15 protein-coding genes are annotated in these 12,350 nt (G+C 67.3%); 6 read left to right on the forward strand and 9 right to left on the reverse strand.

Features of this window, described 5'->3' with window-relative positions; all coding sequences use genetic code 11:
• Positions 1 to 9: 9 nt before the first annotated feature.
• Complete coding sequence (locus tag BHD05_RS13765; RefSeq protein WP_161886931.1) at positions 10 to 1,254, reverse strand: MFS transporter; 1,245 nt, start codon at positions 1,252 to 1,254, stop codon at positions 10 to 12.
• A gap of 39 nt (positions 1,255 to 1,293) precedes the next feature.
• Here BHD05_RS13765 and BHD05_RS13770 point away from each other — a divergent pair, with 39 nt between their 5' ends.
• Positions 1,294 to 1,977 carry a maleylpyruvate isomerase mycothiol-dependent enzyme family protein gene (locus BHD05_RS13770; protein WP_161886932.1) on the forward strand — a complete coding sequence of 228 codons (684 nt, stop codon included), beginning with the start codon at positions 1,294 to 1,296 and terminating at the stop codon, positions 1,975 to 1,977.
• Here BHD05_RS13770 and BHD05_RS13775 read toward each other — a convergent pair.
• Positions 1,966 to 2,640: a DUF8185 domain-containing protein gene (locus tag BHD05_RS13775; RefSeq protein ID WP_161886933.1), complete on the reverse strand. Its 675-nt coding sequence runs from the start codon at positions 2,638 to 2,640 to the stop codon at positions 1,966 to 1,968. The two genes, BHD05_RS13770 and BHD05_RS13775, sit on opposite strands and share 12 nt — an antisense overlap.
• A gap of 69 nt (positions 2,641 to 2,709) precedes the next feature.
• On the opposite strand from BHD05_RS13775, the gene BHD05_RS13780 reads away from it, so the two are divergent.
• On the forward strand, positions 2,710 to 3,579 hold the full coding sequence (locus BHD05_RS13780) for an acyl-CoA thioesterase (RefSeq protein WP_161886934.1): 870 nt from the start codon (positions 2,710 to 2,712) through the stop codon (positions 3,577 to 3,579).
• A 22-nt stretch (positions 3,580 to 3,601) separates the two neighbouring features.
• Here the strand turns inward: BHD05_RS13780 and BHD05_RS13785 are convergent, their stop codons facing one another.
• The 6 genes from BHD05_RS13785 to msrA all read right to left on the reverse strand — a co-directional run bounded on the left by BHD05_RS13785 (position 3,602) and on the right by msrA (position 7,751).
• Complete coding sequence (locus BHD05_RS13785) at positions 3,602 to 4,078, reverse strand: acyl-CoA thioesterase (protein ID WP_161886935.1); 477 nt, start codon at positions 4,076 to 4,078, stop codon at positions 3,602 to 3,604.
• A 6-nt stretch (positions 4,079 to 4,084) separates the two neighbouring features.
• On the reverse strand, positions 4,085 to 5,767 hold the full coding sequence (ettA, locus tag BHD05_RS13790) for an energy-dependent translational throttle protein EttA (protein ID WP_161886936.1): 1,683 nt from the start codon (positions 5,765 to 5,767) through the stop codon (positions 4,085 to 4,087).
• 59 nt (positions 5,768 to 5,826) lie between these two features.
• Positions 5,827 to 6,327 carry a DUF6993 domain-containing protein gene (locus BHD05_RS13795; RefSeq protein ID WP_161886937.1) on the reverse strand — a complete coding sequence of 167 codons (501 nt, stop codon included), beginning with the start codon at positions 6,325 to 6,327 and terminating at the stop codon, positions 5,827 to 5,829.
• A 58-nt stretch (positions 6,328 to 6,385) separates the two neighbouring features.
• Positions 6,386 to 6,868 (reverse strand): single-stranded DNA-binding protein, encoded by a 483-nt coding sequence (locus tag BHD05_RS13800; protein ID WP_161886938.1) that lies wholly within the window; start codon positions 6,866 to 6,868, stop codon positions 6,386 to 6,388.
• A gap of 105 nt (positions 6,869 to 6,973) precedes the next feature.
• A complete protein-coding gene (locus tag BHD05_RS13805; RefSeq protein WP_161886939.1) occupies positions 6,974 to 7,192 on the reverse strand; it encodes a methyltransferase in 219 nt (72 codons plus the stop codon).
• A gap of 31 nt (positions 7,193 to 7,223) precedes the next feature.
• Positions 7,224 to 7,751, reverse strand: coding sequence for a peptide-methionine (S)-S-oxide reductase MsrA (gene msrA, locus BHD05_RS13810; protein ID WP_161886940.1), 528 nt, complete (start codon positions 7,749 to 7,751; stop codon positions 7,224 to 7,226).
• Between the two features lie 105 nt (positions 7,752 to 7,856).
• On the opposite strand from msrA, the gene mgrA reads away from it, so the two are divergent.
• From mgrA to BHD05_RS13825, 3 genes are all read left to right on the forward strand, one after another.
• Complete coding sequence (gene mgrA, locus BHD05_RS13815; protein ID WP_161886941.1) at positions 7,857 to 8,861, forward strand: L-glyceraldehyde 3-phosphate reductase; 1,005 nt, start codon at positions 7,857 to 7,859, stop codon at positions 8,859 to 8,861.
• 87 nt (positions 8,862 to 8,948) lie between these two features.
• Positions 8,949 to 9,221: a hypothetical protein gene (locus BHD05_RS13820; RefSeq protein ID WP_236966557.1), complete on the forward strand. Its 273-nt coding sequence runs from the start codon at positions 8,949 to 8,951 to the stop codon at positions 9,219 to 9,221.
• 73 nt (positions 9,222 to 9,294) lie between these two features.
• A complete protein-coding gene (locus tag BHD05_RS13825) occupies positions 9,295 to 10,203 on the forward strand; it encodes a hypothetical protein (RefSeq protein WP_161886942.1) in 909 nt (302 codons plus the stop codon).
• Positions 10,204 to 10,226: 23 nt separating this feature from the next.
• Here BHD05_RS13825 and BHD05_RS13830 read toward each other — a convergent pair whose 3' ends face one another.
• Complete coding sequence (locus BHD05_RS13830; RefSeq protein ID WP_161886943.1) at positions 10,227 to 11,807, reverse strand: bifunctional phosphatase PAP2/diacylglycerol kinase family protein; 1,581 nt, start codon at positions 11,805 to 11,807, stop codon at positions 10,227 to 10,229.
• 72 nt (positions 11,808 to 11,879) lie between these two features.
• On the opposite strand from BHD05_RS13830, the gene BHD05_RS13835 reads away from it, so the two are divergent.
• Positions 11,880 to 12,236 (forward strand): hypothetical protein, encoded by a 357-nt coding sequence (locus tag BHD05_RS13835; protein ID WP_161886944.1) that lies wholly within the window; start codon positions 11,880 to 11,882, stop codon positions 12,234 to 12,236.
• Positions 12,237 to 12,350 lie beyond the last annotated feature (114 nt).

Raw genomic sequence — 12,350 nt, forward strand, 5'->3', positions numbered from 1 at the left:
CATACCCGATCAGCGCGCGAGCGACTCGGCGATCTCGTCCTCGACGAAGGCCCGCTCGCGCAGCAACAACGCGGGGACGACACCCGCAAGGGCCGCGGCGATCAGCGTGACGAGCGGCAGGGTCCATCCGCCGGTGGCGTCGTGCAGCAGGCCGAACGACACGGGGCCGGCTGCGGCGACGGCGTAGCCGATTCCCTGCGTGAAACCGCTCAACGCCCCGGAACCGGTGGTCGTGCGCGTGCGAAGGTTGATGAGCGTCAGAACCCCAGGGAACATGATCGTGCCGATTCCCGCGCAGCTGACCCAGAGTACGAGCAGTGAGCCCGGCGCGAGCAGCAAGCCGACATAGCCGATAACGAGCAGGGTGATGGCCAGGAAAACGAGGATGCTGACGTCCGCGATCCGGCTGATGATCCGCGGGATCACAATGGCCAGGGGCAGGCCGAGCGCGACGTAGAGCGCGAGGTAGCCACCCGCGGCGAGGGGCGAGACGCCCGCCGTGTCGACCAGCAGCCGCGGAAGCCAGGAGATGAGGGCATACACCTGGAAGGAGAGGAGGGAGAAGACCATCGCCAGCGCCCACGCCGTGCGGGATCGCCACATCGCCGTGTGGTGGCGGGACGAAGGCCGGGTGTCCCTCGCCCGGGCATCCGGTCCCAGCGCCCGCCGCCCGCGATGCGTCCTGGAAATCACGACCAGCCAGGGCACGAGCGTCACCGCGGCGAGGATCGACCACATCGCCAAAGAGGCACGCCATCCGGCGGCCTCGGCCACGGGCGCGGCGAGCAGTGCCGGCACGGCGCCGCTAATGGCCATAAGCGACACGTAGGCGGTCGTCATCAGCGCGATGCGGTCGGGGAAGTAGCGCTTCACGAGTGGCGGGAGCAGGATGTTGCCGATCCCGATCCCGGCGAACGCCACCACACTTCCGGCGAGCAAGACCTGGTAGCTGCCCGCACTGCCGCGCAACAGGTGCCCCGCCACCATCAGGGTGATCGCCGCGAGCAGCAGCGGTTCAAGGCCGAATCGGCGGCCGAGCCGCGCCCCGAACAGACCGGAGAGCGCGAACGCCACCGGCGGCAGCGCGCCGATGACGCCAAGACCGAGGGTGTCGAGTGGAATGTCCGCACGGATCTCGGCGACGACGGGCGAGATGGCGGCCACCGCCGTGCGCAGGTTGAGCGCCATGAGGAGGATGCCGAAAAGGGCGAGACTACGGCCCGCCCACAGCGGCAGAGGGCTCGTGTCAGGCATTATTCTTGAGCATACCCACCCGTCCTCTCGGAGGTCTCATTGTCTGACTTCTCCCGCCACCTGCCCCTGAGCCAGCGTGGCAGTGGCGACGAGTCGACGGTCACGAACGACTGGCGACCGCTCACCGGGGAATGTCTGATGCTGGTCTGCACTGTGCTCGAGGGCGTCGCAGACGAGGGGTGGGACGCCCCGAGCCTGCGCGCCGGCTGGCGGGTGCGCGACGTCGCCGGCGACTTAGCCTGGCGGCTCGACAGCAGCGCACTCGATCGCGTGCGTCGAGTCTTCCGTGCCGTTCTCCTCGGGCGGGGCTCCCCCGCGAGCGGGCGGCGCATCATCGCCGCACGGCTCGGCGACTCCGATCCGCACGAGTTCCTCCGACAACTGCGGGCCACCGCCACCGACAGGCTCGCCCGACGCGGCCCGCACGGCGTCGCTGGGCTCCGCGCGGCGGTCGTCGATGGCTACGACCTCGCCCGGTCCCTCGGCCGCCCTCTTGCATTCCCGGGCTCCGCGACGGGCGCCGTCGCCCTCGCGAGCGTCCTCGCGGCATCCACCCCGATCAAGGCCGTGGCCCGTGGGCGGGCGCTGAGGGCGACGGATGCCGGGTGGACGGTCGGACGGGGACCGGAGCTGGCGGGCACGGCCGAGTCGATCATCCTGTTCCTCGCCGGGCGCAGCGGCACGCTGCCACAGGAAGGGAAGCGACCGGGCTCAGCCCAGTAGCGACCAGGCTTTTCGCTTGATCAGCACGTGCCCGCGCTCGGTCGACAGGCGCGTCCACGGCCCGGTCTCGTAGATGCGCACCTCGTCGCTGAGGAAGCCGAGCGACAGCGCGGCGAATGCCCCACCCGCCGGAACGTGTTCGAGGCCCGGGATCGGTCGGCTCCATACCTCGGCGCGAACGCGATGCACGATCTGCTCGCCGGTTCCCGTCGGGATCGCCTCGGCGACCTCGTTGATTCCCGCCGTCGCGACCGGCTCGAGCACGCTCGACCCCGTGGGGTCGAGGCTTGTCCAGCCACCCCTGGGCGGAGAGATCGCCGCCCAGGTCACGGTGTAGACCTGCATCGGCACGCTCACGACAACGGGGGCATCGGCCGACCGCTCCGCGTCGCCCTCACGACGCGCGAGGCGTTCGAGGAGCGACCTGACGGGCACCACGACGTCGAAGGTGACAGGCGTCGAGAGCTCGAAGGTGCGCAGCCCCAGAACCGTGGGGCTCTGATCGAGAAGTCCGGACGGATAGAACACTGCGACATAGACAGCGAGCACGCTGCCGTCGGCGATCAGGCGCACGGAACCGTCCTCGACACGACCGGCGCGACCGAGGTAGACCTGCAGGTCGTTGAGTGACAGGGAGTCGGTGAGGGAAAATTCGAGGCTCATGTGCACTCTAAAATACCCACTATGGCGCCCGCCCGGGTACCGCCCCGCACGACGACATCGGGAGAGACCATGACCGACCCCCTTGCCGGGCTACTGACGGCGCTCGATCTCACCGACACGGGTGCCCGCACGAGTGAGGACATCTTCACCGGTCCGAGCCAGTGGATGCCGCTCGGCCGCGTGTTCGGCGGGCAGGTTCTCGCCCAATCCCTCGTCGCCGCGATGCGCACCCTTCCCGAGGGCCGGTTCGTGCACTCGATGCACGGCTACTTCCTGCGCCCGGGCGATGTGAGCTTGCCGATCACGTTCTCGGTCGACCGCATCCACGACGGCCGGTCGTTCTCGACCCGGCGCACCCAGGCCTACCAGGAGGGGAACCCGATCCTCTCGATGATCGCGTCGTTCCAGGACGAGGACGAGGGCGTCGAGCACCAGATCGACATGCCAGCCGACATTCCCGATCCCGAGAGCCTGCCGAGCGCCGCCGAGGCCCTGGGCAAGGTCGACCACCCGATCGCGAGGTACTGGGCATTCGAGCGCCCGTTCGACATGCGCCACGTGCCCTCCCCCGTTTTTCTCAGTGTCGAGGGCGGCCATGTCGCGCACCAGGCGGTGTGGATCAAAGCCATCGGAACGCTCCCCGACGACCCGAACCTGCACCGCGCGGCGCTCGCCTACGCGAGCGACTACTCGATCCTGGAGCCGATCTTCCGCCGGCACGGCGTCGCCTGGGCCACCCCGGGGCTGAAGGCAGCGAGCCTCGACCACGCGATGTGGTTCCACCGGTTCGGCCGCGTTGACGAATGGATGCTGTACGTGCAGGAGTCGCCGAACGCGAGAGGCGGCCGCGGGCTCTCCCTCGGCCGCATCTACGACCGCGCCGGGCGGCTCCTCGCGAGCGTCGCGCAGGAGGGAATGGTGAGGGTTCCCCGCTCCTGATCGGAGCAGGAGCGTGCTGCCCTCAGCGGCCGCGCTTGGTGAAGCTCACCGGCTCCTCGACATACGGCTCCCACACGTGACGAAGCTCATCACTGATCCGCTCCGGACGACCCGTCGCCGCGGTCACCATGACGAGAGTCGTCGCGGCGCGGGTGAATAGCACCCGCGGGCTCACGCCGACCGGCGAGTACAGCTCGTAGCAGACCTCGGGGCTTGCCCCGCCGATCCGGCCAATCCACAGCTCGATGTCGATCGGCGCCCGCATGTAGGGAATAGGGGCCAGGTACTCCACCTCCTGTCGAGCGATCAGCGCGATCGTCTCCGCCCCGGGGCGCGCATCGAGAATCGCGGTCGCGCCGCCGACCCCGCCGTCGTCGGGCCGCCAGAACGCCTCGATACGCGCCTCCTCGAGCAGCCGCAGCATCTCGGCGTTGTTGACGTGCGCGTAAGCATCGAAGTCCGACCAGCGCAACGGAATGATGACGTGAAGGCGTGTCACTCCGCGTCAGTCTCTCGTGAGCTTGCGGTACGTCGAGCGGTGCGGCTTCGCGGCGTCCGGGCCAAGCCGCTCAATCTTGTTCTGCTCGTACGCCTCAAAGTTTCCCTCGAACCAGTACCAGTTCGCGGGATCCTCCTCGGTGCCCTCCCAGGAGAGGATGTGCGTTGCAATGCGGTCGAGGAACCACCGGTCGTGAGTGATGACCACTGCGCAGCCGGGGAACTCGAGGAGTGCGTTCTCGAGACTTCCCAGGGTCTCGACGTCCAGGTCGTTGGTGGGCTCGTCGAGCAGCAGCAGATTGCCACCCTGCTTGAGCGTCAGGGCCAGGTTGAGCCGGTTGCGCTCGCCACCGGAGAGCACGCCCGCCTTCTTCTGCTGGTCGGGGCCCTTGAAACCGAACTGCGAAACATAGGCGCGCGAGGGGATCTCGGTCTTGCCCACCTGGATGTAGTCGTGTCCCTCGGAGACGACCTCCCACAGGTTCTTGTTCGGATCGATGCCGCCGCGGCTCTGGTCGACGTAGGAGATGTCGACGGTCTCGCCGATCTTGAGCTCTCCACTGTCGATGGGCTCGAAACCGACGATCGATTTGAACAGGGTCGTCTTTCCGACGCCGTTCGGGCCGATCACTCCGACGATGCCGTTACGGGGCAGGGTGAAGCTGAGGTTGTCGATCAGCACGCGCTCACCGAACGCTTTGTGGAGCTTCTTCGCGTCGATCACCTGGGCGCCGAGGCGCGGGCCGACGGGGATGACGATCTCCTCAAAGTCGAGCTTCCTCGTCTTCTCGGCTTCGGTCGCCATTTCCTCGTACCGGGCCAGACGGGCCTTCGACTTCGCCTGGCGGCCCTTCGCATTGCTGCGCACCCAGTCGAGCTCCTCGGCAAGGCGCTTGGAGAGCTTGGCGTCTTTCTTGCCCTGCACCTGCAGCCTCGCCTGCTTCTTCTCGAGGTAGGTCGAGTAGTTGCCCTCGTAGGGGTAGAGGTGTCCACGGTCGACCTCGGCGATCCACTCCGCGACGTTGTCGAGGAAGTACCTGTCGTGGGTAACGGCGAGCACAGCACCGGGGTACTTGGCGAGGAACTGCTCGAGCCACAGCACGCTTTCGGCGTCGAGGTGGTTAGTCGGTTCGTCGAGCAGCAGCAGGTCGGGCCTCTGCAGCAGGAGCTTCGTGAGGGCAACGCGCCGCTTCTCACCACCGGAGAGGTTGGCCACCTCGGAGTCGCCCGGGGGCGTGCGCAGCGCGTCCATCGCCTGCTCGAGCTGGGAGTCGAGGTCCCAGGCGTCGGCGGCGTCGATCTCCTCCTGGAGGGTGCCCATCTCGGCGAGCAGCTTGTCGAAGTCGGCGTCCGGGTCGGCCATCGCGGCAGACACCTCGTTGAAGCGGTCAAGCTTGGCCTTGATGGGCCCGACGCCTTCCTGCACGTTCTCGAGCACCGTCTTGGTCTCATCGAGCTCCGGCTCCTGCATCAGGATGCCGACGGTGTAGCCGGGGCTGAGCCGCGCCTCGCCGTTGCTGGGGGTGTCGAGCCCCGCCATGATCTTGAGGATGGTCGACTTGCCCGCCCCGTTGGGCCCGACCACGCCGATCTTGGCGCCGGGCAGGAAGGACATGGTGACGTCGTCAAGGATCAGCTTGTCGCCAACCGCCTTGCGGGCGCGCACCATCGAGTAAATGTATTCGGCCATGTACCCCAGTCTATTTGCCAGCGGCGGCAATTTTCTCGCGCGGGCCCAACGGCCGGGTGCTACCAGTCGATCGGGCGGAGCTCACCGATGAGGCACCTCGAGTCAGCGAACAGGGGCCCGACGATTCCGACGTAGCCCGAATCGCTCGCCTGACCGACGAGGCAGGCATCGCCGATGCGCACCGAGAACTGCACGGAATCGGCCTGCAGGCCGATCGGTGTCGTGTCGCGCGTCAGCTCCATCGCCTCGCGGTCGAATCCCGCGGCCACGAGGTTGTCGACGATCGGGCGACCTCCCGGCGACGGATCGGCCGCGAGGAAGCGCGCGTTGACGTCGTCGAAGAATGCGAGATTGTCGCTGGCGGTTCCGTCGGGGTCGAACTGTGCCGACGGCTCCGGCTCCGGCTCGGTGCCCGGCGCTGGCTCGGACTCGGACTCGGACTCGGACTCGCCGGAGGGATCGACCGCCGCGGTGGAGGGCCGAAGCTCCGGGTCGCTCACCCCACATCCGGTGACGGTGAGGGCGATGGCAATCGCGATTCCGAGAGTCGCGGGAGCCATCGCCGACCTGTGGGTCGCTATGCAAATCCTTCTGCCGGGTGCGCTCATCGATGCAAGCTTAGAACGGCACGCTCGCCCCATCGTCGACGGTAACGCCCTGCTCGGGTTCCGTTTCGTCGAAATCCGTCTGAACCTGGCCGGTAGCGCCGAACTGAGTCTGATCCACGTCGTTCGCCGCGGCCGCCGACAATCTAGTCCATCTCGCCGTCCCGAGCGTCAAGTCATGACCCATCCAGTCGACGTCGATATCGACGTTCGTGCCGGCCTTGTCTGCGGTCTGCCACGGCCGGATGTGCAGCCGACCGCTCACTACGACCGCATCACCGCTGTTCAGCGAGGCGTAGGCGTTGAGAGCGAGCTTGCGGTAGGTGGAGACTGAGTAGAAGTTGGTCTCGGTTTCGACCCACTTGTTCAACTTCTTATCGAAGTAACCCAGGTTTGAGGCGACGCGGAATCGGGTGATCGCCACGCCATCGCGGGTGGTGTAGTGAGTGGGCACAGATGCCACGTTGCCGGTGATGATGATTGTGTCTGTCGTCATGCGGCAAGTGTGCGGCGGCGCACGGGCCTCACGGGCGGCGTCTCTCCTTTGGGGGAGAGCCGCCGCCCCAGACAGCCTGTGAAGGGGTGAAGACGGTGCAGCGAGTCAGTGCTCGCGGAACTCCGGCCACTCCGAACCCGGCAGCAGCGCGGCGTGCAGTGCACTCTTCGCCACCTCCAACGACGGGTACACGGAACGGAACCGCTCGTCCCGGAGCAGCTTGAAGGTGTATCCGTTCTCTACCCGGTGGATCGATCCGACCGCGCCAGCTGGCCCGGAGGCGACCCAGGTTTGACCGGTCAGGGTGAGGTTGTCGTTGCTCATCGTTGAGCTCCTTTTTCTGTGGTTCCCGCAATCAGGAAGCGAGAATGTAACCAGCGTACGACTTGCGTACCTTATTAACCTTAGGAAGCGCGACAGCCATGCAATACCCCTGTCCGGGATTCTTCGCAAAGAAATCCTGGTGGTACGGCTCGGCCTCAAACCACTCCCCGAGCTCGCTGATCTCTGTGACGATCCCGCCGTCCCAGACCTCGGAGGCACGGTCGCGTGCGGCCTCGAACAGCTCGCGCTGGGCGTCGTCGGTGTAGAACATCGCCGAGCGGTACTGCGTGCCGACATCGGCCCCCTGCCGATTCAGCTGCCGGGGATCGTGCAGTGTGAAGAAGACGTCAAGGATGACCTCCGCCGGAATGACCTCGGGGTCGAAGGTCACGGCGACCGCCTCGGCGTGGCCCGTGCGCCCCGTGCACACCGACTCGTAGGTCGGACGCGCATCCGCTCCCCCGGTATAGCCGGAGACGACTGAGTCGACTCCCTTGAGTACGCGGTAGACCGCGTCGAGACACCAGAAACAGCCACCGGCCAGTACGAGAGTTTGCATTGTGTGAGCCTACTTTCCGGCGCAGACGGTTAGCTGAGCGCCTTCCTCCACAACAGCACACCCGGCGAAGGCATTCCCGCTATCGCCCGGCCGTAGGCTGACCGAATGAGCTATCGCGCTGAGCACGCCCGCTACGAATCGATCGAGTACAACCGAGTCGGCAGGAGCGGTCTCAAACTGCCCGCCGTGTCTTTGGGGCTTTGGAACAATTTCGGATTCGACAAGCCGGTCGAGACGCAGCGCGCCATCCTGCGACGTGCCTTCGACCTCGGTGTGACCCATTTCGATCTCGCCAACAACTACGGTCCGCCCGCGGGGTCGGCCGAGACCAACTTCGGCCGCATCTTCGCCGACGACTTTCGCCCGTACCGCGACGAAATGGTCATTTCGTCGAAGGCCGGCTACGACATGTGGCCCGGCCCCTACGGCGACTTCGGCTCCCGCAAGTACCTGCTCGCCTCCCTCGACCAGAGCCTCGAGCGGATGGGTCTCGACTACGTCGACATCTTCTACTCGCACCGCCCCGATCCGGAGACGCCGATCGAGGAGACGATGGGCGCCCTGGCGACCGCGGTGCAGTCGGGGCGCGCCCTGTACGTCGGAATCTCGAGCTACTCGCCAGAGCAGACCGTAGCCGCGCACGCGGCCCTCGCCGAGCACAAGATCCCGCTGATCATTCACCAGCCCCGCTTCAGCATGTTCGACCGGCACATCGAAGACGGCCTTCTCCCGGTGCTCGACGACCTCGGCATGGGAAGCATCGTCTTCTCGCCACTGTCGCAGGGCCTGCTGACCGACCGCTACCTGAACGGCATCCCGGCGGACTCCCGCGTGGCCGAGGGGCGCTGGATGTCGGCGGACGTGATCAGCGACACCTACCTGACCCGCGCCCGCGGCCTGGCCGAGATCGCCCGGCAGCGGGGGCAGAGCCTCGCCCAGCTCGCCCTGACCTGGGTGCTGCGTCACCCCCAGGTGACATCGGCGCTCGTCGGCGCCTCGAGCGTGGCGCAGCTCGAGGACAACATCCGCGCGCTCGAGGGTTCCGCCCTGAGCGACGACGAACTGGCCGCCATCGACGAGTTCGCGGTGCACGGAACCGGCCGCGGCTGACCTGCTGTCGCCGACCGCTGTCGGTGGTACCGCCTACCGTCGTGTCCACACAGACCGCTGGGCCGGACGGCAGACAGGAAGGCACTTATGCGCACCATCAAGCACCGCATCACCGCGACGGCCCCGGCCACCGAGCCCTGCACCCCTGCGATTCCGGGACTCACCCTTGTGCGAGTCAATGACTGCCTGTGGCGGGTGGTCCGCCCGGCTGGCGAACTGATCGGCTACGTCGAGCTGATCGCCACTCCCGGTGGCACCCGGTTCCGCGCGAAACGATTCCTGTCCGCGCAACGACGTGTGCTCATCGACGGGGAGTTCTGGGCCATGGGCGACGCGGTTGACTGCTTCCGCACGCGGTAGGTCACCTAAGCCATTCTCATGACACTCGCGCCCGGTCGGCCGCCGGATCCCGAGTTCGGGTTATGTTGCCCACATGGAGCTCTGGAACGACTTTCTCGGATGGTTTGAATCGGCCGACGGCGAGCGGATGATGGGCAACGTCATCATCCCGTTCGTCGCGATCCTCGTCGCAGGGGTCGTCGCCGCTCTGATCGGACGAGGCTCGACGAAGCGCCTCATCACGCTCAACGACCGGGAGAACCGCGTCTCGGCCGTCGCGACGATGATCGGTGCGGCACGACGCGCATCCGTCTGGAACACCCTGAGCGTGCCGGAGCAGCAGCACGCCGACCACGTGGCGAGCGAGGCCGACGTGCGCGTGCGCCTGCTCGCGGTGCCCGGTTCGAGTCTCGCCGCCGACTGGGCTGCACACGAGATCGCCAGCATGAAGCGCGACTCGGTGTCCTTCAGCTTTCAGGCAGAGCAGTCGCTGATCGAGTTCCGCGACCGAATGGTGACCTGGCAGGGCAAGCCGGGACGTGCGAAGAAGCTCTTCAAGAACGACCTCGACCTGTGGGCGTACGAGGACTCGAAGAACAAGAACGATATCGTCGCCCAGCAGCAGGCTTGGGCCGCGGCGCAGGTGGCCTCCGAAACCGGGCCCGTCTCGACCATGAAGCCGTCGCAGAAGGAGGCCGAGGCGGCACAGCCCCGCGCCGTCGCAGCCGCGGCCCCGGCCCCGGCCCGAGCCCCAGACCCAACACCAGAACCAACACCAGCACCGATTTCGGTGTCGGCCACGGCGACGGAGCCCCAACCGGAGACCGTCGGTAGCACCGAAGAGACTCCCGAACTCATCGAGCCCGCCCGTCGTTCGAATGGGAACGCAGACGACGGCAACGGCAACCGCCTTGACGAGGCTCTCCACTCATCCGTCACGGCCAACACCGTAGCGCAGCGGATCAACCCGCCTCGCGTCGGGGACGACGGGCAAAACCACTGACAACGCACCGGGTCACACCCGGGTCACGACGCCCGTGCGGGTCGGTAGAGCTCTAACCCCTGCGGCACGATGCGGATGTCGGTGAGATAGCCGCCGCGCGGCGCTTCACCTGGCGGGGCGCCGATGGAGACCTCTCCGTCGTGCGCGAGTCCCGGCGCTTGGCCGCCGTGGGGCCGCACCGCGACGTGCACGCTCGGCGCGACAATCCGCTCGACCGCAGATGCGGGAGCCAGGTGAATTGCACGGAGGACCGCGCTCGTGCGGCGCCCGAACGAGAGCGCGCCGACGGCTCGAACCCGCGACCCCGCATGCAGGATGCGCACATCGAGCACACCGTCGTCGAGCCTGCGGCGCTGCAGGGGCGCCACCACGCCCGGATCGTTGCGGTTGACGCCCACGAAGACGGTCCAGACTCTCGCGTGCCGCCCATTGACTGTGACGTCGATCGGCGTCTCGTCCCGCAGCACGCGAACCGCGGCGAAAACGGCAGCGGCCCATTTGCCCAGGCGCGCCTGGTGCCGTTCCCGCTCCGCCACGAAGTCGGGGTAGAGGCCCACCGACGCGGTGTTGACGACCGTGACCGGATCACCGCCGCTGAACCGCAGCTCGGCGACATCCGCGCGCACCCCCTCCCCCGCCTGGACGGCGTCGATCGCGTCGTCGACGGACTCGACGCCCGCGGTGCGTGCGAAGTGGTTGAACGTGCCGCCGGGGAGCACGATGAGGGGAAGTCCGGCCTCGCGTGCGAGGTGCGCGGCGGTAGCGACACTCCCGTCGCCTCCGTAGACGCCGATCGCCCGAGGCGGGGTGTCAGCTCGGAGGGCGTGCCGGATCACCGTCTCGAGGCTCTCGCCATCTTCGAGCTGACGGATGACCGCCTTCGGCAGGCGCTCGGCGAGCGTCGGCAACGGATCTCGGTGGTACACGTCCGCGCCGGACGAGGGATTGACGACGATCAACGCGCCGGCGCCCTCCGGCAGGGCGGCGAGCGGTACCGCCTGCCCCGACCGCGCCGGTTTCAGCGGTGTCGGCTGCGCGGGCACGAGCATCTTGCCCACGGCGGCCACGGTCATGCCGAGTGCTATTCCGCCGATCACATCCGAGAGCCAGTGTGCCCCGGTGTGCAGCCGAGAATAGGCAACACCCATGGCCGCCGGCGCGATTGCGCATCCCGCCCGGGATTCCAGCGCCACGCCCGTGGCGAATGCGGCCGCGCTGGCTGAATGACCGGAGGGGAAAGACCCTGAGGTGGGCTGCGCGGGCAGGTGCCGCCCGAGCGGCACATCTTTCAGCAATGGCCGATCGCCCCCGAACACCTGCTTGCCGACGAGATTCGCGAGAATGCTGGCGGTGATGAGCGACAGCACTCCGCGCAGCGCGGCCCTGCGTCGGCCGAGCAGAACGAGCACGGCGGCGCAGGAGAACCAGAGAATCCCGCGATCGGCGGCGTGCGATAGCCCGACGAACCCCCTGTCGACGACCGGATGCACGTCGCGCGAGTTGATGCGACGGCCCACAGCGGCATCCGCTTCGCGCACCCAGCGCGGGAACGCTTGGCGGCGGCGCCAAGCGAGAAACGGGTGACGCGCGCTGCTCAGGAGCATGCTTCAGGTTAGACCGATTCTGCCCAGCGCAACGGGGTGATACTCGATGAGTGGCCCGCCTAATCTCATCGCATGAGACATATCACCTTCGGCAGGAAGTCCTTTCTCCTCGGTAACGAGGCCGCGGACGCGGTGATCAAGTATGCCGCCCTCCTCGCGCAGAACCACACGGCCGACACCGTCACCCTCAACGCGATCAGCTCCGATGGCGACGAGGTGCAGGTGACGATTCTCCTCGACACCGGCGGACCGATCATGTCGGAGACGACCGACAGCAGCCAACCGGAACCGGAGAACTCGATTGCGGTGTCGTACATCGAGGCGCGGACGACCCAACTCACCGGATTCTCGGTCGCGGTACCCGACGATGGGTCGTCGATCGCGGACTGGCACCGCGATGCCGCCGACGACGAGCTGTCAGAGGTATAAGCCCTAGCTAGTCGAGACGGGCCAGATGCGTTCCGCTGATGGGCGACCAGCGCCATTTGCCAATCAGGCGCCGCGGCTCAGTGCCGGTAGGTCCTTGGTCCCGACGAAAAAACC

Source organism: Marisediminicola antarctica, from assembly GCF_009930795.1.
Classification (GTDB): Bacteria; Actinomycetota; Actinomycetes; order Actinomycetales; family Microbacteriaceae; genus Marisediminicola; species Marisediminicola antarctica.